General features: G+C 73.4%; 22 protein-coding genes. 17 read left to right on the top strand and 5 right to left on the bottom strand.

What is annotated here, in order from left to right; genetic code table 11:
• Window positions 1–55: 55 nt before the first annotated feature.
• Both ACZ7BZ_RS13500 and ACZ7BZ_RS13495 read left to right on the top strand, forming a co-directional pair.
• Complete coding sequence (locus tag ACZ7BZ_RS13500) at window positions 56–1339, top strand: L,D-transpeptidase family protein (RefSeq protein ID WP_470358437.1); 1284 nt, start codon at window positions 56–58, stop codon at window positions 1337–1339.
• Window positions 1340–1461: 122 nt separating this feature from the next.
• On the top strand, window positions 1462–2406 hold the full coding sequence (locus tag ACZ7BZ_RS13495) for a beta-ketoacyl-ACP synthase III (RefSeq protein WP_380460419.1): 945 nt from the start codon (window positions 1462–1464) through the stop codon (window positions 2404–2406).
• Between the two features lie 289 nt (window positions 2407–2695).
• Here the strand turns inward: ACZ7BZ_RS13495 and ACZ7BZ_RS13490 are convergent, their stop codons facing one another.
• Window positions 2696–3343: a TetR family transcriptional regulator gene (locus ACZ7BZ_RS13490; protein WP_188307623.1), complete on the bottom strand. Its 648-nt coding sequence runs from the start codon at window positions 3341–3343 to the stop codon at window positions 2696–2698.
• Between the two features lie 424 nt (window positions 3344–3767).
• Here ACZ7BZ_RS13490 and ACZ7BZ_RS13485 point away from each other — a divergent pair, with 424 nt between their 5' ends.
• Window positions 3768–6170 (top strand): outer membrane protein assembly factor BamB family protein, encoded by a 2403-nt coding sequence (locus tag ACZ7BZ_RS13485; protein ID WP_470358436.1) that lies wholly within the window; start codon window positions 3768–3770, stop codon window positions 6168–6170.
• 30 nt (window positions 6171–6200) lie between these two features.
• Here the strand turns inward: ACZ7BZ_RS13485 and galE are convergent, their stop codons facing one another.
• Window positions 6201–7187, bottom strand: coding sequence for a UDP-glucose 4-epimerase GalE (gene galE, locus ACZ7BZ_RS13480; RefSeq protein WP_470358435.1), 987 nt, complete (start codon window positions 7185–7187; stop codon window positions 6201–6203).
• A 227-nt stretch (window positions 7188–7414) separates the two neighbouring features.
• Between galE and ACZ7BZ_RS13475 the strand changes: the two genes are divergently transcribed.
• Entirely contained in the window at window positions 7415–8506 is a 1092-nt protein-coding gene (locus tag ACZ7BZ_RS13475) for a S1C family serine protease (protein ID WP_470358468.1), read from the top strand.
• Window positions 8507–8654: 148 nt separating this feature from the next.
• Here the strand turns inward: ACZ7BZ_RS13475 and ACZ7BZ_RS13470 are convergent, their stop codons facing one another.
• Window positions 8655–9875 (bottom strand): sensor histidine kinase, encoded by a 1221-nt coding sequence (locus tag ACZ7BZ_RS13470; protein ID WP_470358434.1) that lies wholly within the window; start codon window positions 9873–9875, stop codon window positions 8655–8657.
• Window positions 9876–10161: 286 nt separating this feature from the next.
• On the opposite strand from ACZ7BZ_RS13470, the gene ACZ7BZ_RS13465 reads away from it, so the two are divergent.
• The 13 genes from ACZ7BZ_RS13465 to ACZ7BZ_RS13405 all read left to right on the top strand — a co-directional run bounded on the left by ACZ7BZ_RS13465 (window position 10162) and on the right by ACZ7BZ_RS13405 (window position 22742).
• Entirely contained in the window at window positions 10162–10578 is a 417-nt protein-coding gene (locus tag ACZ7BZ_RS13465; RefSeq protein ID WP_380460414.1) for an NADH-quinone oxidoreductase subunit A, read from the top strand.
• A complete protein-coding gene (locus tag ACZ7BZ_RS13460) occupies window positions 10569–11204 on the top strand; it encodes an NADH-quinone oxidoreductase subunit B (RefSeq protein WP_380460412.1) in 636 nt (211 codons plus the stop codon). The genes ACZ7BZ_RS13465 and ACZ7BZ_RS13460 overlap by 10 nt, the downstream gene beginning before the upstream one ends.
• The gene (locus ACZ7BZ_RS13455) at window positions 11201–12289 is read left to right on the top strand and encodes an NADH-quinone oxidoreductase subunit C (protein ID WP_470358433.1); all 1089 of its coding nucleotides are present in this window, start codon (window positions 11201–11203) and stop codon (window positions 12287–12289) included. The genes ACZ7BZ_RS13460 and ACZ7BZ_RS13455 overlap by 4 nt, the downstream gene beginning before the upstream one ends.
• Window positions 12286–13245: an NADH-quinone oxidoreductase subunit NuoH gene (gene nuoH / locus ACZ7BZ_RS13450; protein ID WP_380460408.1), complete on the top strand. Its 960-nt coding sequence runs from the start codon at window positions 12286–12288 to the stop codon at window positions 13243–13245. Before ACZ7BZ_RS13455 ends, nuoH begins: the two co-directional genes overlap by 4 nt.
• A complete protein-coding gene (locus ACZ7BZ_RS13445; RefSeq protein WP_470358432.1) occupies window positions 13242–13799 on the top strand; it encodes a NuoI/complex I 23 kDa subunit family protein in 558 nt (185 codons plus the stop codon). The genes nuoH and ACZ7BZ_RS13445 overlap by 4 nt, the downstream gene beginning before the upstream one ends.
• Window positions 13796–14503: an NADH-quinone oxidoreductase subunit J family protein gene (locus ACZ7BZ_RS13440; protein ID WP_470358431.1), complete on the top strand. Its 708-nt coding sequence runs from the start codon at window positions 13796–13798 to the stop codon at window positions 14501–14503. The genes ACZ7BZ_RS13445 and ACZ7BZ_RS13440 overlap by 4 nt, the downstream gene beginning before the upstream one ends.
• Window positions 14503–14880: an NADH-quinone oxidoreductase subunit NuoK gene (gene nuoK / locus ACZ7BZ_RS13435; protein WP_470358430.1), complete on the top strand. Its 378-nt coding sequence runs from the start codon at window positions 14503–14505 to the stop codon at window positions 14878–14880. Before ACZ7BZ_RS13440 ends, nuoK begins: the two co-directional genes overlap by 1 nt.
• Complete coding sequence (locus tag ACZ7BZ_RS13430) at window positions 14877–16937, top strand: NADH-quinone oxidoreductase subunit 5 family protein (RefSeq protein ID WP_470358429.1); 2061 nt, start codon at window positions 14877–14879, stop codon at window positions 16935–16937. Before nuoK ends, ACZ7BZ_RS13430 begins: the two co-directional genes overlap by 4 nt.
• A 53-nt stretch (window positions 16938–16990) precedes the next feature.
• Window positions 16991–18547, top strand: a complete 1557-nt coding sequence (locus ACZ7BZ_RS13425) for a complex I subunit 4 family protein (protein ID WP_470358428.1) — start codon at window positions 16991–16993, stop codon at window positions 18545–18547.
• 56 nt (window positions 18548–18603) lie between these two features.
• Entirely contained in the window at window positions 18604–20154 is a 1551-nt protein-coding gene (locus ACZ7BZ_RS13420) for an NADH-quinone oxidoreductase subunit N (protein WP_470358427.1), read from the top strand.
• 118 nt (window positions 20155–20272) lie between these two features.
• Window positions 20273–21136, top strand: a complete 864-nt coding sequence (gene htpX, locus ACZ7BZ_RS13415; RefSeq protein ID WP_470358426.1) for a zinc metalloprotease HtpX — start codon at window positions 20273–20275, stop codon at window positions 21134–21136.
• Between the two features lie 217 nt (window positions 21137–21353).
• Entirely contained in the window at window positions 21354–21779 is a 426-nt protein-coding gene (locus ACZ7BZ_RS13410) for a BlaI/MecI/CopY family transcriptional regulator (protein WP_380460393.1), read from the top strand.
• 3 nt (window positions 21780–21782) lie between these two features.
• On the top strand, window positions 21783–22742 hold the full coding sequence (locus tag ACZ7BZ_RS13405) for a M48 family metalloprotease (protein WP_470358425.1): 960 nt from the start codon (window positions 21783–21785) through the stop codon (window positions 22740–22742).
• Here ACZ7BZ_RS13405 and mug read toward each other — a convergent pair.
• Both mug and ACZ7BZ_RS13395 read right to left on the bottom strand, forming a co-directional pair.
• Window positions 22739–23356: a G/U mismatch-specific DNA glycosylase gene (mug, locus tag ACZ7BZ_RS13400; RefSeq protein WP_470358424.1), complete on the bottom strand. Its 618-nt coding sequence runs from the start codon at window positions 23354–23356 to the stop codon at window positions 22739–22741. The genes ACZ7BZ_RS13405 and mug overlap by 4 nt on opposite strands.
• Window positions 23357–23379: 23 nt before the next feature.
• Entirely contained in the window at window positions 23380–24378 is a 999-nt protein-coding gene (locus ACZ7BZ_RS13395; protein WP_470358423.1) for a phosphatase PAP2 family protein, read from the bottom strand.
• Window positions 24379–24469 lie beyond the last annotated feature (91 nt).

Raw genomic sequence — 24469 nt, 5'->3', positions numbered from 1 at the left:
TCCCGCACGTGACCCGGGTTTACCAACGGGTAGGGCGTTTGGCAGGATCGACGGCATGTCCGGTTCTCATCGCGCCACCGAGTACCCGCCGTACGAGCCGATGCAGGAACCGGTGTACGGGGTGCCGCAGCAGTCGCACGAGGCGCCGTACAACGCCTACGAGCCCTACCCGCAGCCCATCCCGCAGGACGGCTACGGCGAGTACCGGCAGCCGGTCGACGGCTACTACGAGGCGTACCACCAGCCGTTCCAGCCCTACGGGGCCGAGCCGGCCCAGGCCTACCAGGACCGGACCCACCAGCAGCCGGTGTACGAGCAGCCGACGCAGCAGCCGGTGTACGGGCAGCCCGCGTACGAGGAGTCGGCGTACGAGCAGCCCGCGTACGAGCAGCCCGCGTACGAGGAGCTCGCCCCGGTCGTCCCGCTCGCCTCCGTGACCCCCGCCGCGGCCCCCGCGCCGGGCGGTCGGGCCGCCGCCCGGGGGCACCGGCGCAAGGCGAAGCAGAAGCGCCACGGCAAGGCCGTGATGGCCGGCACCGCGCTGCTGGTCGCGGCCGCCGCCGGCTGGTACACCGTCGGCCAGGACGGCGCCAAGTCCGTCGCGGCCGCCGCCGACGGCCCCGGGCCGGACGGCGTCAGCAAGCCCGACCACCCCGCGCCGCCCGCCCCCGCCGCCGTCCAGGCCGCCGCCGACCGGCAGTCAGCGGCCCCGGCGGCCGGCCGCGGCGAGACCCGCCCGGACGGCTCGCTGGCCGCGATACCCGGCCTCGGCGCCGCCTTCACCGCGAAGATCCCCGCCAGCACCAACCAGGTCGTGGTCGCCACCGGCCAGGGCAAGGACACCGACAAGAACAACGTCACCCTGTGGACCCGCACCCCCGAGGGCCGCTGGCTGGCCGGTGAGACCTGGCAGGGCCACAACGGCAAGAACGGCTGGACCACCGAGCACAACGAGGGCGACCTGCGCAGCCCGATCGGCGTCTTCGACCTCACCGACGCGGGCGGCCGCAACGCCGACCCCGGCAGCAAGCTCCCGTACGACAAGGACGCGAGCTTCGTGGTCTCCGGGACGGGCTTCTTCGGCGACCAGCTGGCCGGCTCCTTCGACTACGTGGTCGCGATCAACTACAACCGGGTCGCCGGCAGCTCCCCGCTCGACATGCGCCGTCCGATGGGCAGCAAGAAGGGCGGCGGCATCTGGCTGCACGTCGACCACGACGGCCCGACCCACGGCTGCGTGTCGATACCCGAGGACAAGATGGCCCAGCTGATCCGCACCCTGGACCCGGCGGCCCACCCGGTGATCGTGATGGGCGACGCGGCCTCGCTGGCAGCCTGACCTCGGCGTACACCCGGCCCCAGGCGCCCCAAGGGCCTTGTGGAGCCCCTACAGATCACCGGTGCGGATCCTGTAGCCGGTCATGCCCGGCTGACCAGCGGGTAACCCGGTTCCATGGCAGCATGAGCGGTTCGCGCATTGTGGCACTCGGGCACTACCAGCCCCCCAAGGTCCTCTCGAACGACGACCTGGCGGCACTCGTCGACACCGATGACGAGTGGATCCGCAGTCGGGTGGGCATCCGCACCCGGCACATCGCCGAGGGCGAGACCCTGGTCGACCTCGCCACCGAGGCCGCCCAGAAGGCCCTGGCCAACAGCGGCCGGACGGCGGCGGAGATCGACCTGGTCGTGGTCGCCACCTGCACCGCGATCGAGCGCAGCCCCAACACCGCCGCCGCGGTGGCCGCCCGGCTGGGCGTCCCCTCGCCCGCCGCGTACGACATCAACACGGTCTGCTCCGGCTTCTCGTACGCGCTGGCCACCGCCGACCACGCGATCCGGGCCGGTGCGGCGCGGCGTGCCCTGGTGATCGGCGCCGAGCGGATGTCCGACACCCTCGACTGGACCGACCGCTCCACCTGCGTGATCTTCGGCGACGGCGCGGGTGCCGCGGTGGTCGAGGCCCAGGAGGAGGGCGCCGAACCGGGCATCGGCCCGGTGGTCTGGGGCTCCGAGCCCGAACGGGGCGACGCCGTGGTGATCACCGGCTGGGACCCGGTGATCAGCCAGCAGGGCCAGTCGGTGTTCCGCTGGGCCACCACCCAGCTCGCCCCGCTGGCCCGGCAGGCCTGCGAGCGGGCCGGGATCGACCCGGCCGAGCTGAAGGGCTTCGTCCCGCACCAGGCCAATCTGCGGATCATCGACGCGATCGCCGCCAAGCTGGGTCTCGGCGACGCGGTGGTGGCCCGGGACGTGGTCGACTCCGGCAACACCTCGGCCGCCTCGATCCCGCTCGCCTTCTCCAAGCTGGTCGAGCGCGGCCAGCTCGCCCCGGGCGACCCGGTCCTGCTCTTCGGCTTCGGCGGCGGCCTGGCCTACGCCGGCCAGGTCGTCCGCTGCCCCTGATCCGCCCGCCCCGAGCCGAAGCAGCCCGCCCCGAGCCGAAGGGGCCACCCCGCGTCAAGGGGAGCGCCGACCGTCGGCACCGGGTCCGAACGCTCCGGAGGCGAGCGGGCGAATAGCAGCACATGCCGGTGGGCGGGCACCCTGTGTGAGGGGTGCCCGCCCACCGGCATGTCTGGCGCGCGTGCGGTACGTCGGCGGACCTCCCCCGAGGACACGGCCGCCGTCCGTCGTTCCCCGGACAGGAGGCCGGGGCTGCGCGCGGAGCGGATGGTGGATCGTACGGATGGTCCTACTTGGGCGCCTTCTTGCCGGTGACGCCCAGGTACACCAGGGGAGCGAGGTTGGGCTTGAGGTCCTTGACCTTGACGCCCCAGGAGGTGAAGGCCTTCTGGTGCTCGGCCGCCGAGGCGAGCAGCGAGACCAGGGCCCCGGCGACGGCGTTCGGGTCGAGCGACTTGTCGGCCTGACCCTTCGCCTGGAGTTCCTTGACGGCCTCCGCGAGTGGCTTGGCGACCGAGTTGAGGACGGTCATGCGGATCTTGAAGAACCGCTTGTCCCCTTCCGCGGCACCGAGCGTGACCACTCGGAGAATGGCGTCGTTCTTGCGCCAGAAGGCCAGGAATCCGTCGACCAGTTCTTCCGAAGTGGTCGGTCCGGACTTCCCTGCCCAGGACTTTCCGGCCACCAGCTCTTTGAGGGTGTCGGAGTCCTTGGCCATTTCCTCGGCGATTTCGAGGACTGCGCCCTCGACATCCGGGAAGTACTGGTAGAAGGTCGCGGGGGAGGTACCCGCCATACGGGCGACGTCGATGACCTTGACGTCCCGATAGGGCGACGTGCTGAGCATCTCGCGGAGGCAGTCGAGCAGCTTCTGCCGCGTCTCCTGTCCGCGTCGCCCGGCGACGCGACCGTCGACGGTGCGAACTTGTCCTGTCATGCCGTCAGCTTACCGTGGCACGATCTTGGCGCGATTCGGTGATGCGACTATTACTCCGCACGGGGGGTTGGTATAGCGGTCCGAACCACTTCGGACGGATATTCACCGGGCCCCGAAGGCGCTGTTGAAGCCCCCCCGTGTGCTTTTGACCCCAGAGCGTGACGGCGGGTCCGCTGAAGGGTGATCGAGTGACAGAGTGTGACCGGATGTACCGGTCGTCACGTCGACGGTCCGGGGCCGGAACGCAAGCCGCAGCCGGAGCGGACGTCAGAATCCGGCCGTTCCGTCATGGCCGGCCGACGGACCGGCGGCCCGGGGCGGTGGCGTCTCCCGGTGGGGGAGGTTGGAGATGCGCCGGGCGGCATTGGAGAATCGGGTCCGGCACCACGCGGCGGGTGCCGGACAACGGGGAGGTGGCTGCGGAGTGGACCAGCTGACGGCGCACGATCCGAGGCGGATCGGGCCCTTCGAGGTGCTGGGGCGGCTCGGCGCGGGTGGGATGGGGCTGGTCTACTTGGCGCGCTCCGCCTCCGGGCGCCGGGTGGCCATCAAGACCGTCCGGGGGGAGCTGGCCGAGGACGAGCTGTTCCGGGTCCGGTTCGCCCGTGAGATCGCGGCGGCCAAGACGGTCGGCGGCTTCTACACCGCGGCCGTGGTGGACGCCGACGCCGACGCCCGGGTGCCCTGGCTGGCCACCGCGTACATCCCGGCGCCCTCGCTGGAGGACCTGGTCGAGGAGTGCGGCCCGCTGCCGGTGGACGCCACCCGCTGGCTGGTGGCCGGCATCGCCGAGGCGCTGCAGTCCATCCACGCGGCGGGGCTGGTCCACCGCGACCTCAAGCCCTCCAACGTCCTGGTGGTCGAGGACGGCCCCAAGGTGATCGACTTCGGCATCGCGGCCGGGGTCTCCAGCACCCGGCTGACCATGACCAACGTCGCGGTCGGCACCCCCGCCTACATGTCCCCGGAGCAGGCCCGGGACAGCCGTACCGTCCGGGGCGCCAGCGACGTCTTCTCGCTCGGCTCGCTGATGGTCTTCTGTGCCACCGGGCACCCGCCGTTCCGCGGCTCCAACCCGGTGGAGACGGTGTTCCAGCTGCTGCGCGAGGAGCCGGACCTCACCGGCATGGCGCCCGAGCTGATGGACCTGGTCCGGGCCTGCATGCAGCAGGCGCCCGAGCGTCGGCCCACTCCCGCGCAGATCCAGGCCGAGCTGGCCCCGCACCTGTTCTCCCGGGACGACGCCGGCGGCGAGGTCGGTGACTGGCTGCCCGGCCACGCGCTGGAGCTGATCGAGCGCAAGCGCGGCCGCCGTCCGAGCGCGCCCCGCCCGTACGCCGGCCCGGTCGAGCCGCCGCAGCCGGCACAGCCCCAGGGCCCGCCGCCGCAGCCGCAGGTGCTGCCGCAGCCCCCCGGCGTGGACGACCCGCGCACCTACCCGGGGGCCGGGCACGCGCCGCCCACGGGGCCGGTGCACGCCGGCTCGCGCCCCGGGGGCCCGGACGACGGGATCCCGACGGCGAAGATCCCCTCCAAGAACAAGCACCGCGCGCCCACCGGTGCGGTGGCCGTCGAGGTGCAGCTCTCCGGTGCCTCGGTGCGGATAGGCCCGGGGCCCCGGGCCGAGCACGAGCAGCCCGGTCCGGGCACCGCCCCGGCCACCACCGACTGGGTCCGCCGGGCGGCCCCGACCCCGCCGCCGACCCCGGCCCCGACGTCCTCCCCGGCCCCGGCCGCCCGCTGGCGCCCCTGGCGGTTCCGGATGTCCAACGACGTCTGGGGCACCCCGGTGGTCGCCGACGGAACGCTCTTCGTCTCCAGCTTCGAGGTGCACGCGCTGGACGTGGCCTCCGGCGAGCGCCGTTACAAGACCCGGGACGTCGCCTGGGCGCTCGCCGTGGACGCCGGCCGGATGCACGCCGCGGACGGCCCCCACCTCTACACCGTGGACGTCGCGGACGGCGCCGAGCGCTGGCGCACCTCGCTGGACGGCTGGGTGTACTCGCTCTCCGCCGCCGACGGCGTGCTCTGCTGCGGTGTGCGCGGCGGCGGCGTCCAGCTGCGCGCGGCCGCCACCGGCGCCGAGCTGTGGCGCGCCGACGATGCCCAGCAGGACTACGAGAACCCCCAGTCCGGCCCGGTCCTGGTCGGCGGCTCGGCCTACTACTACGGCGCCGGACGGCTGCGCTGCGTGGACCCGCGCGGCGCCGGCCTGCGCTGGTCCTTCCAGGTCGGCGAGGACGTCCCCTCACACCCGGTCGAGCGCGGCGGCGTGCTGTACGTGACGGCCGGCACCCGGGTGTACGCGCTGGACGCGGCCAGCGGGGCGGAGCGCTGGCGCTTCGACGCCCCGGTGGTGCTGTTCACCCCGCCGGCGCTGGACGGCGACGCGGTCTACGTGGCCGACTACCTGGGCACCGTCTACGCGCTGGACGCGGCCACCGGTCTGGACCGCTGGCGCGGGGTCACCGGCGGCCGCCAGGGCGCCGAGCCGGTGGTGGTCGGGGACGGCATGGTGCTGGTGGGCAGCGGCGAGGTGCTGTACGCCTTCGAGGCTGCGACCGGCCGGGAGCGCTGGCGCTACCCGGCGCGCGGCGAGATCGTCGGCTCCCCGGCGGTGGCCGACGGCCTGGTGCACCTGGGCAGCCGGGACCACTCGCTGCACACCCTGGACCTGGCGACCGGTCAGCTGCGCTGGGAGCTCGGCACCAAGGGCGAGCTCACCGGCTCCCCGGTGGCGGTCGGCGGACGGGTCTTCGTCGGCTCCAAGGACCGCTGCGTGTACGCGCTGGACGCCTACTACGGCACGGCGGTGCCCGCCCGCTGAGCGGGGCGGACACCGCCGGGAGGCGTCAGCTCAGGCCTTGCGGGCCCCGGGGTGACGGCTGCACCAGCCCTCCCACGCGGAGGAGACCATGTCCGCCACGTCGTGGGAGGCGCTCCAGCCCAGCTCGCGGTGGATCAGGTCGGCGGCGGCCACCACCCGGGCCGGGTCGCCGGGGCGGCGGGCGGTCACGTCGGCGGTCGTGTCGTAGCCGGTGACCTTGCCGATGACGTCGATCATCTCCTTGACGCTGACGCCCTCGCCGCGGCCGATGTTGAGCACCAGCGAGGTCTCGCCGACCGGGTCGGCGGCCAGCCGCTTGGCGGCGGCCACGTGGGCCGAGGCGATGTCGGAGACGTGGATGTAGTCGCGGACGCAGCTGCCGTCCGGGGTCGCGTAGTCGTCGCCGAAGACCCGCGGGGCCTCGCCGGCGGTCAGCCGCTCGAAGACCATCGGGACCAGGTTGAACACCCCGGTGTCGGAGAGCTCGGGCGAGGCGGCGCCGGCCACGTTGAAGTAGCGCAGGGCGACCGTGGACATCCCGTGGGCCTTGCCGGCCGCGGCGACCAGCCACTCGCCGGCCAGCTTGGTCTCGCCGTACGGGCTCATCGGGGCGCAGGGGGTGGACTCGGTGACCAGGTCGACGTCCGGCATGCCGTAGACGGCGGCGGAGGACGAGAACAGGAAGCGCTTGACGCCGCCCTCGGCCGCGGCCTCCAGGACCGTCTGCAGGCCGATCACGTTCTCCCGGTAGTACAGGAACGGCTGCTCGACCGACTCGCCGACCTGCTTCTTGGCGGCGAAGTGCAGGATGCCCTCGATGCCGTGCTCGCGGATCGCGGCGTCCAGGACGGCGCGGTCCAGGGTGGAGCCCTCGATCAGCGGGACGCCGGCCGGCACCCGGGAGGCGTCGCCGGTGCTGAGGTCGTCGAGGATGGCGACGCGCTCACCGGCGTCGAGCAGCTGGCGGACGACGTGCCCGCCGATGTATCCGGCACCGCCGGTGATCAACCAAGTCATGCGGCAATCCTAGGCGTTCGGTTTCGGTCGTCGGCCGCGGGCGAGTCGCGCCAGCAAACCGGACAAATCGGTGAAATGCTGACAAAGATTCCCGTGCTCTCATGCCCGCGCCTTCGGCGTGGTGACGAATCGGAGGCAGCCTGGTGAGCCGAACGAAGGAACACAACCGCCCGCTGCCGGCCGGGTCACGGCCGACCGGCCTCAAGGCGGCGCAGCGGCGGTTCTTCGTGCCGGGCGCGGTCGCGGCGGCGACGGCGCTCGCGCTGGCGCTGGCCGGATGCAGCAGCTCGTCCTCCTCTTCCTCCGCCGCGGCCTCCTCGCCGTCCGGCTCCTCCGCCGGCACCAAGCAGGCCTCCGCCGCCCCCGGTGCCCAGCCGGGCGGGGCGAGCCAGCTCCAGGACGCCTACCAGAAGGTGATCGCCGACGTGCTGCCCTCGGTGGTCCAGATCACCACCGGCGACAGCCTCGGCTCCGGGATCGTCTACGACGACAAGGGCGACATCGTCACCAACGCCCACGTGGTCGGCACCGCGACCACCTTCACCGTCACGCTGGCCAACTCCACCAAGTCGCTGGACGCCGCCCTGGTCGCCAGCTACCCGGACTCCGACCTCGCGGTGATCAAGCTCGGCAGCCCGCCGAGCGGTCTCAAGCCGGCCTCCTTCGGCGACTCCGGCAAGGTGCAGCTCGGTCAGATCACCCTCGCCATGGGCAGTCCGCTCGGGCTCTCCAGCAGCGTCACCCAGGGCATCGTCTCGGCCACCGGGCGGACCGTCTCCGAGCCCCGCGGCGGCGGCTCGCCGGGCGCCACCATCGGCAACATGGTGCAGACCTCGGCCGCGATCAACCCGGGCAACAGCGGCGGCGCGCTGGTCAATCTCGACAGCCAGGTGATCGGCATCAACACCCTCGCCGCGACCGAGCCGCAGAGCAACGGTGCGGCCGCCCCCGGCATCGGCTTCGCGATCCCGGCGTCCACCATCACCAGCATCACCGACCAGTTGATCAAACAGGGCAAGGTCACCAACTCCGGCCGGGCCGCGCTCGGCATCACCGCCCGGACCAGCTTCAACCAGCAGTTCCAGCCAGCCGGCGCGGTCATCGTGGCGGTCGGCCAGGGCGGCCCGGCCGCCTCGGCGGGGCTCCAGGCCGGTGACGTCATCACCAAGATCGGCGACACCGCGATCGACTCGCTGAACGCTCTGACCACCGCGCTCGCCTCGCTCACCCCGGGCAGCAAGGTCACCGTCACCTACACCAGGGACGGCACCAGCAAGACCGCCGACGTCACCCTCGGCACGCTGGAGAGCAGCTCCTAGCCCCTCCCGGGAGCCCCGGTGCGCCGGCCGGCCCGTACACCGCGCAAGGGTTCCGCGGGGCGGCCGCCGCACCGGACCGGCGCCGGGTCCTCGTTCGCTGCCTCGACGAGGACCCGGCGCCCTTTCGCGTTCGCGGGGGAGGCCGGCGTCAGCGCCGGGCGGCGCGGGTGCGCCAGGGCAGCTCGACGGTGACGGTGGTCGGGCCGCCCGCCGGGCTCTCCACCAGGAACACCCCGTCCACCGCCCGGATCCGCTCGGCCAGTCCGCCCAGCCCGCTGCCCGGGTAGGGGGCGGCCCCGCCCTTGCCGTCGTCCTGGACCAGCACCATCAGCTGGTTGTCCGAGCGCCAGACGTCGACCGAGGCGGTGTCGGCGCCCGCGTGCTTGGAGACGTTGGTCAGCAGCTCGCTGACGGTGAAGTAGGCGATGCCCTCGACCGCCGAGTCCGGGCGCTCCGGTTCGCCGTCCGGCCCGGCCAGGTCGACGTTCACCTTGACCCCGCCCGGGACGGTGCAGCGGGCCGCGACCGCGGACAGCGCCGCGTCCAGGCCGCGGTCGGTGAGCACCGCCGGGTGGATGCCGCGGGCCAGGTCGCGCAGCTCCTGGAGGGCCAGCTTCACCTCGCCGTGCGCGTTGTCGACCATCCGGGTGGCGGCCGCCATGTCCTCCTGGCTCTCCACCTCGCGCAGCCGCTCCTTGGCCATGCCGAGGTCCATCGCCAGCGCGACCAGCCGGGCCTGGGCGCCGTCGTGCAGGTCGCGCTCGATCCGGCGCAGGTCGGCGGCGGCGGTGTCGACCACGGTGCCGCGGTCGTCCTCCAGCTCGCGCACCCGTTCGGCCAGCGCGCCGGGGAAGAGCAGCGACTCGATCAGGATCCGGTCGGCCGCCGCCATCGCCCTCACCACCACGGGCAGCACCGGCCACAGCACGATCACCGAGACCAGGGCGAGGGTGAAGCTCAGGATGCCCCAGGGCAGCATCAGCACGTTGTAGAGCGCCGAGCGCCAGTTCAGCAGGTCGGTCAGGTGGGCGATGGTGTACCCGACCATGCCCGGGCGGCGCGGCGTCACCGGCTCCGGCTCGTGGATCCGGGAGCCGTACGCCGTGCGGGCCCGGCTGCGGCCCAGCGCGCCCAGGGCGCGGGAGCCGGACAGGCCGGCGGCCAGCACCGGCAGGCCGATCACCGTCACCGACAGGCCGAGGCCGACCGACAGCGCGGTGACCGACAGCACGAAGCCGGCGATGCCCAGCGGGAGGTTCAGCATCAGGTGTCCGACCTGGCGCCACATCCGCGCGCCGTACAGCGGCGGGCGCTCCATCCGAGCGTCCTGCTCCTTGATGGCGTCGACGGCGCGGCGGTGCAGCTTCATCGGATCATCCGTCCCCTCGTTCGAGCTGGCGGGACCCAGCATCCCGAACCGGGGCGGCGATGTGCCATGGGGGTGATACATCTTCCCGGCCGGGGGTTATCCCCACCCTCGGCCGGGCCCGCGGGGTTCGTTCGAGTGTCCACCGGACGTCTTGCGGAGCGGGCGGGTTTCGGGGGGAGTCGGGCCGTCCCCTTAGACTCACGCATTGGCCATGGTTAAGACCGTGTGAGCGAACGCCGTGGAACCGACCCGAGGGCGGGGCCGCGGCCGAGGTGGAGGCGAAGGCATGGAGGGGCAGCAGGCGGCTGCCGTCGCTGCCGACCCGGCGGTCGGCAGCGGCTACTTCGACGCGTACGCCGCGATGGGCCTGCTGGCCGTCATCGGGGTGCTCTTCGTGACCGTGGCGTTCACCGCCAACCGCCTGCTGCGGCCGGTGGTGTTTTCGCCGGAGAAGCTCCTGACCTACGAGTGCGGGGTCGATCCGGTGGGCGAGGACTGGGCGCACACCCAGGTCCGCTACTACGTGTACGCCTTCCTGTACGTGATCTTCGCGGTCGACGCGATCTACCTGTTCCCGTGGGCGACGGTCTTCGCCACCGCCGGGTACGGCGCCGGAACGCTGGTCGAGATGTTCCTCTTCATCGGCTTCCTCGCGGTCGGACTGCTCTACGCCTGGAAGAAGGGCGTTCTGGAATGGACGTGACACCCACCCACTCGCACGGCCCCCAGGGCGGCCCCGTCCCGCTCGGCCTGCCCGACCCCGCCCACCCCGGCGCCGTCGAGCACCGAGGCCTCGGCCCGCTGGCCCGGCTCGCGCCCGACCCGGTCAAGGTCGTGCTCAACTGGGGCCGCCGCTACAGCCTCTGGTGCTTCAACTTCGGCCTGGCCTGCTGCGCGATCGAGTTCATCGCCGCGTCCATGGCCAAGCACGACTTCATCCGGATGGGCGTCATCCCGTTCGCGCCCGGCCCCCGTCAGGCGGACCTGATGATCGTCTCCGGGACGGTCACCGACAAGATGGCGCCCGCCGTCAAGCGCCTCTACGAGCAGATGCCCGAGCCGAAGTACGTCATCTCCTTCGGCGCCTGCTCCAACTCCGGCGGCCCGTACTGGGACTCCTACTCCGTGACCAAGGGCGTGGACCAGATCATCCCGGTCGACGTCTACGTGCCCGGCTGCCCGCCGCGGCCGGAGGCGCTGCTCCAGGGCATCCTCAAGCTGCAGGAGAAGATCGCCGCCGAGTCGCTGCCCGGCCGCTACGCCGCGCCCGCGGCGGCGCTGCGCCGGCCGCTGGTGGCGGGGCCTTCCACCGATGGAGGAGTGTCGTGACCACGGCGGAGCAGTACGCGGCGTCGGTCGGGGAGTGGGCGACCGGCGCCGAGGCGTACGGGCTGATCACCGTCGACGTGCCGGCCGAGAACTGGATCGAGGCCCTCACCAACGCCCGGGACGTCCTGGGCCTGGGCTTCTTCGACTGGCTGAGCGCCGTCGACGAGCTCGCCGAGGGCTTCTCCGTGGTCGCCCACCTGGCCGCCGCCGAGGCGCCGGGCGTACGGCACCTCGCCGTGCGCACCCGGGTGCCGCGCGAGAAGGCCGCGCTGCCGAGCGCCGTCACGGTGTACGCCGGGGCCGCCTGGCACGAGCGCGAGACCCACGAGATGTTCGGCATCGACTTCCCCGGGCACCCGTACCTGGCCACCCTGCTGCTGCCGGACGGCTTCGAGGGGCACCCGCTGCGCAAGGAGTTCGTGCTCGCGGCGCGGGTCGCCAAGGCCTGGCCGGGCGCCAAGGAGCCGGGCGAGTCGGACCACGGCGACGGGCCCGCCCGGCGCAAGATGCAGCCGCCCGGCGTGCCGGACCCGAACGAGTGGGGCCCGCTCAAGGGCACCCTGCCGCCGGTCGCCGAGCGGCCCGCGCGCGGTGCGCGGGCGGCCGGTGCGGCGCGTACGCCCCGGGCGGCGGGCGCCGCCGCTGCCGCCGGTGCTCCGGCTGCCGAGGGTGCTCCGCCGGTGCGGGCGGACCGGCCGCGGCGGACCCGCTCGGTGGCCGAGGGGTCGGCGAGCCAGGCTCCGGCCGAGGCTCCTGCCGCTTCTGAGGCTCCGGCTGCCGAGGGTGCTCCGCCGGTGCGGGCGGACCGGCCGCGGCGGACCCGCTCGGTGTCCGACGGGTCGGTCAGCCAAACGGCCGACACGGACGCCGGCGCCGGCGCCGGCACCGGCACCGGCACCGGCGCCACCGAGTCCACGGCCGAACCCGCGGCCCCGGCCCGGCCCCGGTCCTCCGACGCGCCCTGGCACAATCCGGTGCCCGCCCACGACGGGAAGCCGTCGGGCGAGACGGGTGAGCACGGTCCGGCTGAGAAGAAGGACGAGAAGTCGGCCGGAGCGGCCGACCAGGACGGAGACGGCGCGTGAACCTGCTCGACACGGTGCTCCGCTGCGTCGCCACCCTGGTCGTCTTCCTGGTCTTCCCGCTGGTCATCGGCCAGACCGAGCACAAGGTCATGGCGCACATGCAGGGCCGGCTCGGCCCGATGTACGCGGGCGGCTTCCACGGCTGGGCGCAGCTCGTCGCCGACGGCGTGAAGTTCGCGCAGAAGGAGGACATCGTCCCGGCCGGGGCGGACCGCCGGGTCTTCCAGCTGGCGCCCGCCGTCTCGCTGCTGCCGTACCTGTTCGTGCTGCTGGCGATCCCGGTCGGCCCGGACGGCTTCGTCGGCCAGGCGATCGACGCCGGGCTGTTCTTCGTGCTGGCCGTGATGGGCGTCGGGGTGATCGGCAAGCTGATGGCCGGCTGGGCCTCGGCGAACAAGTTCTCGCTGCTCGGCGGGCTGCGCACGGCCGCGCAGCTGATGTCGTACGAGTTGCCGATGGTGCTCGCGGCGGCCTCGGTGGCGATGGCCGCCGGCACCCTGTCGCTGCCCGGGATCGTGGACGCCTGGCAGTGGTACTGGCTGCCCTGGCAGATCATCGGCGCCTTCGTGTTCTTCACGGCCGGTCTGGCCGAGCTCCAGCGGCCGCCGTTCGACATGCCGGTCGCCGACTCGGAGATCATCTTCGGCGCGTACACCGAGTACACCGGTCTGCGCTTCGCGCTGTTCCTGCTGTCCGAGTACGTGGGCATCCTGGTGGTGTCGGCGCTGACGGCGGTGCTGTTCCTCGGCGGCTGGCACGGACCGATGTCCGACCAGCTCGGCTGGCTGTGGATGATCCTCAAGACCTTCGCACTGGCCTTCGTGGTCATCTGGCTGCGGGTCACCTACCCGCGCCTGCGCGAGGACCAGCTGATGCGCTTCGCGTGGATCGTGCTGATCCCGCTCGCGCTCGTCCAGCTGGCCCTGACCGGCATCATCAAGGTGGCGATCGCATGAGTTTTCCCGGAGCCGGCCTCGCCAAGGGCCTGGCCGTGACGCTGCGGACGATGACGAAGAAGAGCGTCACCGCGCAGTACCCCGACGTGCAGCCGGTGCTGCCGCCGCGTTCGCGCGGCGTCATCGCGCTGCTGGAGGAGAACTGCACGGTCTGCATGCTCTGCGCGCGCGAGTGCCCGGACTGGTGCATCTACATCGACTCCCACAAGGAGACGCTGCCGGCCGCCGACCCGAACGCCCGGGCCCGCACCCGCAACGTGCTGGACCGGTTCGCCATCGACTTCTCGCTCTGCATGTACTGCGGGATCTGCATCGAGGTGTGCCCCTTCGACGCGCTGTTCTGGTCGCCGGAGTTCGAGTACGCGGAGACCGACATCCACGAGCTGACCCACGAGCGGGAGAAGCTCCGTGAGTGGATGTGGACCGTCCCGGCGCCCCCGGCGCTGGATCCGGCGGCCGAGGAGCCCAAGGAGATCGCCACCGCGCGCAAGGCCGCGGACAAGCTGGCCGCGACCGCCGCGGCGGCTTCCGAGGAGAGGGGTGACGACGCGTGATCGGTGGCGCCACGCTTCTCGCGGCGACCGGTTCCCTGGAGCCGGCCGCTCGTTCGTTCCTGTCCCCGACCGGCCAGGAGATCGTCTTCCTGCTGGTCGGCGTCGCGGTGCTCGGCTCGGCGGTCGTCTCGGTGACCACCAAGCAGCTGGTGCACGCGGCGCTCTGGCTGGTGGTCGCGCTCGGCGGCCTGGCGGTGGAGTTCCTGCTGCTCACGGCCGAGTTCATCGCCTGGGTGCAGGTGCTGATCTACCTGGGCTCGGTGGTCGTCCTGGTGCTGTTCGGGCTGATGCTCACCAAGGCGCCGATCGGGCGCTCGCCGGACGCCGACTCCAAGAACCGCTGGGTGGCCCTGGTCGTGGCGCTGGCCGCGGCCGGGACGCTGGTGACGCTGGTGGTCGACGCCTTCCGGACCTCCTGGATCGACCTCGGGGCGGGCGGCGGCTCGGCCGCCGTCACCGGGGCCAGCCTGTTCCGGCACTGGGTGCTGCCCTTCGAGGCGCTGTCCGTGCTGCTGCTGGCGGCACTGGTCGGCGCGATCGTGCTGTCGCGCGGGTCCGGGCGCCGGGTGCCGACGCCCCGGGCGGGCAAGGTGCGGGCCGGCCGGCCGGTCGGGTCGAACGGGACCGTGGCCGCGACCGCGCCCGCAGCGGCCGTCGCGGAGGCGTCCGTGCCGGAGGCGTCCGCGCCCGAGGAGGAGAGCTGATGCACCTCGCCTACCCCGTCGTCCTCGCCGCGCTGCTGTTCAGCGTCGGCGTGTACGGCCTGCTCGCCCGGCGCAACGCCGTCCTGGTGCTGATGTCCGTCGAGCTGATGCTCAACGCCGTCAACCTCAACCTGGTCGCCTTCGACGCCTGGCTGCGCGACTCGCTGCACGCCGGGCAGGCGCTCACCCTGTTCACCATCACCGTCGCCGCCGCCGAGATCGGGCTGGGGCTCGCCATCGTCCTGCTGCTGTTCCGGGCCCGGGGCACCGCGGACATCGACCGGGCCACCGCGCTCGGCGACCCGGCGGAGCCGCACACCCCCGCCGAGGAGCAGCGGGTCGCAGCCGAGGCACTGAAGGGCCGGGACACCGCATGAACCTCGCCCTGCCCGCCCTCGTCCCCGCGCTGCCCGCGCTCGGTGCCGCCGCGACCCTGGCCGTCGGCAAGAAGGCGCCCGGACTGGCCCGGCCGCTGGCGATCGTCCCGGTCGCCGTCTCGGCCGTGCTCGCCCTGGTGGTCGCCCTCCAGCTCGGCACCGGCCAGACCCTGGACGCCGCCACCCGGCTCACCCCGACCGGCGGACCGGACATCGCGCTGGCCGTCCACCTGGACGGCTTCACCTCGCTGATCTCCGTGCTGGTCGGCCTGGTCGCCACCTGCGTCCAGGTCTACTCGACCGCCTACCTGAAGACGGACCCGCGCTACCCCTCGTACGCGGCGCTGGTCTCGCTGTTCACCGCGGCGATGTTCCTGGTCGTCTACTCGGGCGACCTGATCGTGCTGCTGGTCGGCTGGGAGGTCATGGGCGTCTGCTCGTACTTCCTGATCGGCCACCACTGGGAGACCGCCGACGCCCGCTCGGCCTCGCTCAAGGCCTTCCTGGTCACCAAGCTCGGTGACGTGCCGTTCCTGTTCGGGATCTTCCTGCTCGGAGCGGACGTCGGCAGCTTCCGGATCCCGGACGTCCTGGCGGCCGCGGGGGACGGAAAGCTCGGCCACCCGACGCTGATCGCGCTGCTGCTGCTCGCCGGAGTGGCCGGCAAGAGCGCGCAGTTCCCGCTGCACACCTGGCTCCCGGACGCGATGGCCGGTCCGACGCCGGTCTCCGCGCTGATCCACGCGGCCACCATGGTCGCGGCCGGCATCTACCTGGTGGCCCGGCTGATGCCGGTGTTCCTCCAGTCGGGCGCGGCGCTGGTGGTGCTCGCGGTGATGGCCGCCGTGACGATGATCGGCTCGGCGCTCTGCGCGCTCGCCCAGGACGACCTCAAACGGGTGCTCGCCTACTCCACCGTCGGCCAGCTCGGCTACATGGCCGGCGCGCTGGCCAGCGGCGACCGCGAGGCCTCGGTGTTCCACCTGGTCAGCCACGGCGCGTTCAAGGCGCTGCTGTTCCTGGCCGCCGGCGTGGTGATCCACGCCGCGCACACCAACTCGATCTCCGCGATGTCCCGGATCCCGGGGCTGCGCAAGCGGGTGCCGGACGCCTACTGGACGATGGGCATCGCGCTGGTCGCGCTGACCGGGCTGCCGCCGTTCTCCGGCTTCTTCAGCAAGGAGGCGGTGCTGACCGCCGCCGAGCACGCCGCCAAGGGCGAGGCACTGACCAACGGCCTGGGCCCCGCCTCGGCGGTGCCGCAGGCGGCCGGCTGGATCGTGCTGATCTCGGCCGCGCTCACCGCGCTGCTCACCGGCGCGTACGCGACCCGGCTGTTCCTGGTGGCCTTCCACAGCCCGGCCGGGGCGGCAGCGGCGGCACCCGCGGTGCTGCCCGCCACCGACCGGGGCGTGGTGGCCGCCGACCACGAGGCCGACGCGCCGTACTCGCCGGAGCCGGACGAGGCCGACCCGGCCACCGCCGAGCCGCCCGCGATGCGCTGGCCGCTCTGGGTGCTCGCCGTCCCGACCATGGGCTTCGGCGTCGCCGGGCTGCGCTCGGACTGGCTGCCCGCCCTGTTGGACGGCGGCTCGCTGCGCCCCACCGGCGTCACCGCCGTCACCGGCACCGGGCTCGCCGTGGTCGGTGTGCTCGCCGCGTACGGCGCCTGGCGCTCGGCCACCGCGCGGGTGACCACCGGCCACCCCGCCCCGGCCGCCGTGGACCAGGTGCCGGAGCAGGCCGGCGCCCCGGCCGCCGAGGTGATCGTCGCCGACCCCGGGCGCACCCTGCTGGGCCCGCTGTTCGGCCCGGCCCGGCACGGCTTCGGCGTCGACCGGCTGTACCACGTGCTGTTCGTCCGCCCGGTGACCGCGGCCGCCCGGCTGGTCCGCTTCCTCGACCGCGAGGTCGTCGAGGGCTACGTCCAGGGCAGCGGGATCGGCGCCAACCTGCTCGGCCGGGCCGTCCGGCTCGCGCAGACCGGCAACGTGCAGACCTACCTCAGCGCGCTGCTCGCCGGCGTCGTCCTGCTGGCCGTCCTGGTGGCGGTGTAGCCGGTGCCGTTCTCCTCCACCCCCGTCCTCCCCACCGCCGCTAGGAGCCCCCGATGAATGCGGTCCTCATCGCCCTCCTGGTGCTGCCACTGCTCGGCGCCGCGCTCACCCTGGCGCCGGTGTTCGGCCCGGACCGGGCCGCCGCCGGCCGGCGGGCGCTGCGGCTGAACTCCGTGGTCACCGGCGCGGTGCTGCTGCTCTCCGTCGCCCTCGCGGCCGGCTTCGACCACGGCTCGCCGGCCCGGATGCAGGCCACCACCGACGCGGACTGGATCCCCGCCCTGCACGTGCGCCTCCACCTCGGCGTGGACGGCGTCTCGCTGCCGCTGATCGTGCTGACCGCGCTGCTCACCTTCCTCTGCGCGCTGTACTCGGAGAAACGGCTGCCGGACGGGGAGCACGTCCCCTCGCCGCAGGCCTTCGTCGGGCTGTTCCTCCTCCTCGAAGTCGGCATGCTCGCCACCTTCGCAGTGCTGGACCTCCTGCTCTTCTTCCTGGCCTTCGAGATCGTGCTGATCCCGATGTACTTCCTGATCGCCCGCTGGGGGAGTGGCGCGAAGACCCCGGCCGCCAACCGGTTCATCCTCTACACGCTGCTCGGCTCGGCCGTGATGCTGCTCGGCTTCCTGCTGATCGGCAGCAAGGCCGGCACCTTCGACATGCAGGCGCTGGCCGCCGGGCACGGTCACGGCCTGAGCCACACCACCCAGGTGATCGCCGCGCTTGCGATCATGGTCGGGCTCGCGGTCAAGGCCCCCGCCTGGCCGCTGCACAGCTGGCTCCCCGACGCGCACACCGCCGCTCCGACGGTCGGCTCGGTGCTGCTCGCCGGTGTGCTGCTGAAGATGGGCACCTACGGTCTGGTCCGCGTCCTCCTGCCGGTCGTGCCGGACGGCACCGCGACGCTCGCCCCCTACCTGGGCGCCTTCGCCGCCGTCGGCATCGTCTACGGCTCGCTGGCCTGTCTGGCGCTGGCCCGCCCCGGATCCAAGGGCGACCTCAAGCGCCTGATCGCGTACTCCTCCGTCGGCCACATGGGCTTCGTGCTGCTCGGCATCGCCTCCCTCACCCCGGTCGGCGTCAACGGCGCGTTGTTCGCCAACATCGCCCACGGTCTGATCACCGGCCTGCTGTTCTTCCTGGTCGGAGCCGTCAAGGACCGCTACGGCACGGCGGACCTCGACACCCTCGCCGGTGCCACCGGCGCGGCCCTGTACGGCCGGGCGCCCCGGATCGGCGCGCTGCTCGCCTTCGCCTCCGTCGCCAGCCTCGGGCTCCCCGGGCTGGCCGGCTTCTGGGGTGAGCTGCTCGCCATGTTCGGCGCCTTCGACCCGGCCGCCGGCCTGTCGCGCCCCGCCTTCGTCACCTACATGGTCCTGGCCGGCCTCGGCACCCTCCTCACCGCCGGCTACCTGCTGATCGTGGTCAAGCGCGTCTGCATGGGTGACCCCGCGCAGCCCGCGCCGGTGGGCGAGGTGCCCGACCTGCGCCCGTACGAGGCCGTCAGCTGGACGCCGCTGGCCGCGCTCACGCTGGTGGCCGGCCTCTGGCCGGCCCTCCTGCTCGGGCTCTCCGACCCCGCCGTCAAACACCTCCTCGGGGGTGGCTGACCGTGCTCGCAGCCCACACCGCCGCACTCGGACCTCACTCCACGGGGCAGCACACTGTGACCTCCCTCGCCGTAGCCAACCCGGGCAGCCTGATCCAGTCCGTGGACTGGGTGGCGATCGCGCCCCCGCTGATCGTCGCGGTGGCCGCCCTCGCCGTGCTGATCACCGACCTGTTCCTGCCCGAGCGGCACAAGCGGTGGCTCGGCCGCCTCGCCGTGGCCGGACTCGCCCTCGCCCTCATCGCACTCCTCCCCCTCACCGGGGGATCACCCCGGGCGACCTTCTGCCTCCGGAGCGTAGCGGGGGCCACTGACAGCGGAGGCTGTTCGTACGTCGCCGACCACTTCGCCCTGGTGTTCCAGCTGCTCGCCCTCGGCGGCGCGCTGATCGCGGCACTGCTGTCGATGCACACCGTCGAGGACCAGAAGCTGCCCCGCGGCGAGTACTGGTTCCTGCTGCTCTCCAGCGCCACCGGCGCCGCCCTGCTGCCCGCCTCCCGCGACCTCGCCACCATGGTGATCGCCCTGGAGGTCGCCTCGCTGCCCGCCTTCGCCCTGGTCGCGCTGCGCCGGGACGGGCGGGGCGCGGAGGCCGCGCTCAAGTTCTTCGTCTCCTCGGTGACCGCGACCGCCGTGATGCTGCTGGGCATCGGCTTCGTCTACGCGGCCAGCGGCAGCCTGCACCTCGGCGCCGTCGCCCAGGGCCTGGAGCACGCGCCCGGCCAGCTGAAGCCGCTGGCCGAGGCCGGGGCCGTGCTGACCCTGGTCGGCTTCGCCTTCAAGGTCGCCGCCGTTCCGTTCCACTTCTGGGTGCCCGACACCTACACCGGCGCCCCGCTGCCGGTGGCCGGCTACCTCTCGGTGGTCGGCAAGGCGGCCGGCCTGTCCGGGCTCGCGCTGGCCACCACCATCGCGTTCCGCCCGTACGCCCACACCTGGGGCCTGGTGCTGGCCGTGCTGGCCGCCGTCACCATGACCGTCGGCAACGTCGGCGCGCTGCGGCAGCGCTTCGACACCCGGTACAGCGCGGTGCGGCTGCTGGCCTGGTCCTCGGTCGGCCAGGCCGGGTACCTGCTGGTGCCGCTGGCCGCGGCCGGCTACGCGCCCACCGGCGCCGACCCGCTCGGCGCGACCGCCGCGTACGCGCTGATCTACGGGGTGGTCAACCTCGGCGCCTTCGGTGTGGTCGCCGCCGTCGGCCGCCGGGCCGGGACCAGGGTGGACGACTTCCGCGGCCTGTTCGCCCGCAACCGCTGGACGGCGCTCGCGCTGGCCTTCTTCCTGCTCTGCCTGGCCGGGCTGCCGCCGGGCGTGATCGGCCTGTTCGGCAAGGTCGTGGTGTTCCGCGCGGCGGTTGACGCCGAGCTGGGCTGGCTGGCCGTGGTGATGGCCGTCAACGTGGTCGTCGCCCTCTACTACTACCTGCTGTGGACGGCTCGGCTGTTCGCCCCGGCCCCGGCCGACGCCGAGGCGGGGGCCGAGGACGGCGCCGAGCGGCGGCTGCCGGTCGGCCTGACCGCCACGCTGGGGCTCACCGCCTCGGTCGCGGTGGTGCTCTCGGTCGCCCCGCAGTTGGTCCTCCAGGTGGCCGGCGGCTCGCTGTTCTGAGCCGCCGACCGGGTGTCGCGTCGGTCACAAGGGAACAAGGTCCCGGGCCCCGCCCGTTGAGCGGGCAAGAGGGACGAGGCAGAAAGGGCTTCCCCACCGCACCACTGGAGGGCCTGACGTGCACAGCCGGCACAACGGACTGAGGACCGCCGTCCTGCTCGGTGGCCTCTCGGCGCTGATCCTGGTGATCGGCGGTTTCTTCGGCCGGACCGGCTTCGTGATCGCCCTGCTGGTCGCCCTCGGGACGAACGCCTACGCCTACTGGAACAGCGACAAGATCGCGCTGCGGGCCATGCGGGCCCGGCCGGTCAGCGAGTTCGAGGCGCCGGGGCTGTACCGGATCGTGCGCGAGCTCTCCACCTCGGCCCGCCAGCCGATGCCCCGGCTCTACATCTCCCCGACCCCGGCCCCGAACGCCTTCGCCACCGGCCGCAACCCGCGCAACGCGGCGGTCTGCTGCACCGAGGGCATCCTGCGGATCCTGGACGAGCGAGAGTTGCGCGGCGTGCTCGGGCACGAGCTCAGCCACGTCTACAACCGGGACATCCTGATCTCCTCCGTCGCCGGGGCGCTGGCCTCGGTGGTGATGTTCCTGGTGAACTTCGCCTGGCTGGTCCCGTTCGGCCGCAACGAGGACGACGACGGCCCGGGGCTGTTCGGAATGCTCGCGATCATGATCCTCGGGCCGATCGCCGCCGGGCTGATCCAGATGGCGGTCAGCCGCTCCCGCGAGTACCAGGCCGACGCCGACGGCGCCCGGATCACCGGCGACCCGCTCGCCCTCGCCGGCGCCCTGCGCAAGCTCGACGCCGGCACCCGCCAGCTGCCGCTCCCGCCGGAGCCCCAGCTGCAGACGGCCAGCCACCTGATGATCGCCAGCCCGTTCCGCCCGGGCGAGGCGGGTGCGCGGCTGTTCTCCACCCACCCGCCGATGGCGGAGCGGATCGCCCGGCTGGAGCGGATGGCCGGGTACCGGCAGTAGCGGACCGGTCGGTGCTGCTGCTGGGCGAGGGCCCGCCGGTGGCCGCACCGCTGACGGCGGCGGTGGTGCTGGGCTGCACCGCGGTCACCCGGCGGGCCCGTGCGTAGTGCGGGCCCGAACCCCCGCGTTGAGCCGTCCGGAGGAGCCCTCCGCTCGTTAGGATGACCCCGCGCCCCGCGTCGGTCCGGGGTGCGGCATCCGGAGGGAGTGGGCCGTCATGGCAGACGAGAGGCACGCCCCGGCGTCCGGGGACGCGCCGACCCGGCGGCGCGGCCAGGGCGAGCTGGAGGCGCAGGTGCTGGCGGTGCTCCAGCTGGCGCCCGGCCCGGCGAGCGCGGGGTGGGTCCAGGAACGCCTGGAGGGCGATCTGGCGTACACCACGGTGATGACCATCCTGTCCCGGCTGCACGCCAAGAACGCCGTCTCCCGGAGCCGCGCCGGCCGCTCCTACCTGTGGCAGGCCTCGGCCGACGCCGCCGGGCTGGCCGCGCTGCGGATGCGGCGGATGCTCGACGGCGAGGCGGACCGGGACGCCGTACTCGCCAGCTTCGTCACTGCGCTGCTGCCGCACGACGAGGAACTGCTGCGGGCGCTGTTGGACGCCGCGTCCGCGGATCCGGCAGCGGACGACCGTGAGAGCTGACCCGTGGGCTTCTTCGTCTTCCTCCCGCTCATCCTGCCGCTGACCGCGGTGCCGATCGCCCGGCTGACCGAGCAGCACCTGCACCCGCGCGGCGCCGCCCGGCTGATGACCGTGATCAGCGCCGTGATGGCGGTGTGCAGTGTGCTCTGCCTCGGGCTGATCGGCGTGGTGGGCACCGCGCAGATCCCCGGCAACCCGCTGCCGGACAGCTGGTCCGACCCGGAGGTGCGGCACGCGCTGCCGTACCACGAGACGGTCGGCACGGCCGCGATGTGGCTCCTGGTACTGGTCGGCTCCGCCTGCTGCCGGACGGTCGTGCGGCACCTTCGGGTCCGCTCCCGGGCCCGGCGGGCGCTGGTCGGGCTACCCGAGGGGCCGGCCGAGGCCGGTGACCTCGCGGTGCTGCCGGACCGCAGCCCGTACGCCTACGCGCTGCCCGGCTCGCCCGGGCGGGTGGTGGTCTCCACCGGGATGCTGGCCGGGCTGGCCGAGGACGAGCGGGAGGCGCTGCTCGCGCACGAGCGCGCGCACCTGCGCCACCGCCACCACCGCTACCTGCTGACCACTCAGCTCGCCGCCTGCGTCAACCCGTTCCTGCGGCCGTTGCAGGCGGCGGTGGCGTTCAGCGCGGAGCGGTGGGCGGACGAGGAGTCGGCCCAGGCGGTGGGGGACCGGCGGATCACCGCCCGGGCGGTGGCCCGGGCGGCCCTGGTCTCGCACGCCGCCCCGGCGCCCGGTTTCGCGGCCTTCGCGGCCCCGGCCGCCGCCCAGCCCGGCCCGGTGCCGCGCCGGGTGGCCGCGCTGCTCGGCCCGGTGCCGACGGCCCGCAACTGGCCGCCGGCCAAGACCCCGGCGGGCCTGGCGGCGATGGTCGCCGCGGTCGGCACGGCGGCCTCGGCGCTGTGCGCGCTGAACGCGGCGGTGGCGCTGCTGGTGGTGCTCAAGGCCGTCACGCCGCTCTAGGGCTGGCCCTGGCCGTCGTGGCCGTCGCAGCCGTCGAGGCTCTCCCGGAGTCGGCGGAACTCCGCGGCCAGCGCGTCCAAGGTGTAGTGGGCGTTGAGGCCGCTCGGGTTGGGCAGGACCCACACCTCGGTGTCGCCGATCCCCTCCGGCTGGCGCCCGATCGCGGCCTGCCGCCGGCCGAAGGCCGTCCGGTAGGCGCCGATGCCGAGCACCGCGAGCACCCGGGGCCGCAGCCGCAGCACCCGCTCGCGCAGCGCCGCGCCGCCCGCGCGCAACTCCTCGGCGGTGAGTTCGTCCGCCTTGGCGGTGGTGCGCGGGGCGACGTTGGTGATGCCGAGGCCGAGGGCGGGCAGTTCGCCCTGTTCGTCGGGGCGGTACTGGCGTTCGGTGAAGCCTGAGCGGTGCAGGGCGGGCCAGAAGCGGTTGCCGGGGCGGGCGAAGTGGTGCCCGGTGGCGCCGGACCACAGGCCCGGGTTGATGCCGCAGAACAGCACCCGCAGCCCGGGCCCGGTGATGTCCGGGATGGTGGTGTCCTGGGCGGCCCGGAGCTGCTCGGGGGTGGGCTTCACCGGCTTGGTCGGCTTGGTCGGCTTCGTCGGCTTCGGCTGTGTCATCGGTGGCGGTGTCGGCGTCGGCTTCACCGGGCCAAGTCTGCCGTGGCCGCGATCGGCGCCGTGCGGCGGTCGCGCAGCCAACGCAGGCCGAAGACGACCACGGCGGCGTACGTCCAGCCGACGAAGACGTCCACGATGAAGTGCTCGGCGCCGTAGACCAGGGTGAACGCCATCGCGAGCGGATAGGCGACCAGCAGGGCGCGCAGCCAGGGCCGGGCGGTGGGCCAGAAGAGGAACAGCAGCATCGCCGGGTAGGCGGAGTGCAGCGAGGGCATCGCGGCGACGTCGTTGGCGAACTGGCTGCCGTTCTCCAGCAGCGAGTCGGCCTGCGGCAGCCCCATGGTGGAGATGGTCTCCCAGACCACCCGGTGCAGCTGCGGCAGGTTGCCCTGCTGGCCGACCAGCCACGGCGGGTCGGCCGGGTAGAGGAGGTAGGTGGCGAAGCCGGCGAAGGTCAGCGTGAAGTAGCAGGCGAGCAGTTGCCGGAAGCGCTGGTGGGCGCGTCGCCAGAGGACGGCGAGCAGGACGAAGACGACCAGGAAGTGGGAGAGGTAGACGGCCGTCGCGGCGTAGTCGTACCAGTGCGGTGAGCCGGGGGTGTAGAGGGCGTGCTGGATCCGTACGGTCCAGGTCTCGCCGAAGCCGAGCACCTCGTCGAGGCGCAGTTGGGGCAGCCAGTGCGGGGCCCAGGGAGTGTGGGCGCCGTAGCCGCGCAGCAGGGAGTAGGCCCAGACCACGGCCATCACCGGGATCCAGTCGCGCAGCACCAGCAGGAAGCCGCGGGAGCCGTGGCCGCTGTGGACGGCGGCGGTGAGCAGGGCGCCGATCAGCCAGAGGAACACCACGTCGTTGGCGAAGGCCATGCCCTGGGTGGCCAGGAACCAGACGAAGGCGGTGAGGTAGGCCGGCCAGGCCAGCAGCCGCAGTCTCGACAGGCCGGTTCGGCGGTCGCGGTCGGTCACGGGACGCAGTCGTCCGGCCCGCACCGGGGGCGGCGGGGCCGGGCTCAGCAGCTTCGTCATGCTCACCGAAACTAGCAACGCAAGCTTGGAGGACTCTGGGTGAACTATGACCGGCTCGTAAGAAAATCGCACTGGCGGGTCGGATTTCGGC

It is taken from the genome of Kitasatospora sp. NPDC036934, from assembly GCF_055608425.1.
The sequence above is the reverse complement of the archived record's forward strand: the minus strand, read 5'-3'. Positions and strand labels throughout refer to the sequence as shown.

Coding starts and splice junctions, on each gene's coding strand:
- ACZ7BZ_RS13500 (WP_470358437.1), top strand. CDS start 56: ATGTCCGGTTCTCATCGCGCCACCGAGTACCCGCCGTACGAGCCGATG.
- ACZ7BZ_RS13495 (WP_380460419.1), top strand. CDS start 1,462: ATGAGCGGTTCGCGCATTGTGGCACTCGGGCACTACCAGCCCCCCAAG.
- ACZ7BZ_RS13490 (WP_188307623.1), bottom strand. CDS start 3,343: ATGACAGGACAAGTTCGCACCGTCGACGGTCGCGTCGCCGGGCGACGC.
- galE (WP_470358435.1), bottom strand. CDS start 7,187: ATGACTTGGTTGATCACCGGCGGTGCCGGATACATCGGCGGGCACGTC.
- ACZ7BZ_RS13470 (WP_470358434.1), bottom strand. CDS start 9,875: ATGAAGCTGCACCGCCGCGCCGTCGACGCCATCAAGGAGCAGGACGCT.
- ACZ7BZ_RS13465 (WP_380460414.1), top strand. CDS start 10,162: ATGGAGGGGCAGCAGGCGGCTGCCGTCGCTGCCGACCCGGCGGTCGGC.
- ACZ7BZ_RS13460 (WP_380460412.1), top strand. CDS start 10,569: ATGGACGTGACACCCACCCACTCGCACGGCCCCCAGGGCGGCCCCGTC.
- ACZ7BZ_RS13445 (WP_470358432.1), top strand. CDS start 13,242: ATGAGTTTTCCCGGAGCCGGCCTCGCCAAGGGCCTGGCCGTGACGCTG.
- nuoK (WP_470358430.1), top strand. CDS start 14,503: ATGCACCTCGCCTACCCCGTCGTCCTCGCCGCGCTGCTGTTCAGCGTC.
- ACZ7BZ_RS13430 (WP_470358429.1), top strand. CDS start 14,877: ATGAACCTCGCCCTGCCCGCCCTCGTCCCCGCGCTGCCCGCGCTCGGT.
- ACZ7BZ_RS13425 (WP_470358428.1), top strand. CDS start 16,991: ATGAATGCGGTCCTCATCGCCCTCCTGGTGCTGCCACTGCTCGGCGCC.
- ACZ7BZ_RS13410 (WP_380460393.1), top strand. CDS start 21,354: ATGGCAGACGAGAGGCACGCCCCGGCGTCCGGGGACGCGCCGACCCGG.
- mug (WP_470358424.1), bottom strand. CDS start 23,356: ATGACACAGCCGAAGCCGACGAAGCCGACCAAGCCGACCAAGCCGGTG.
- ACZ7BZ_RS13395 (WP_470358423.1), bottom strand. CDS start 24,378: ATGACGAAGCTGCTGAGCCCGGCCCCGCCGCCCCCGGTGCGGGCCGGA.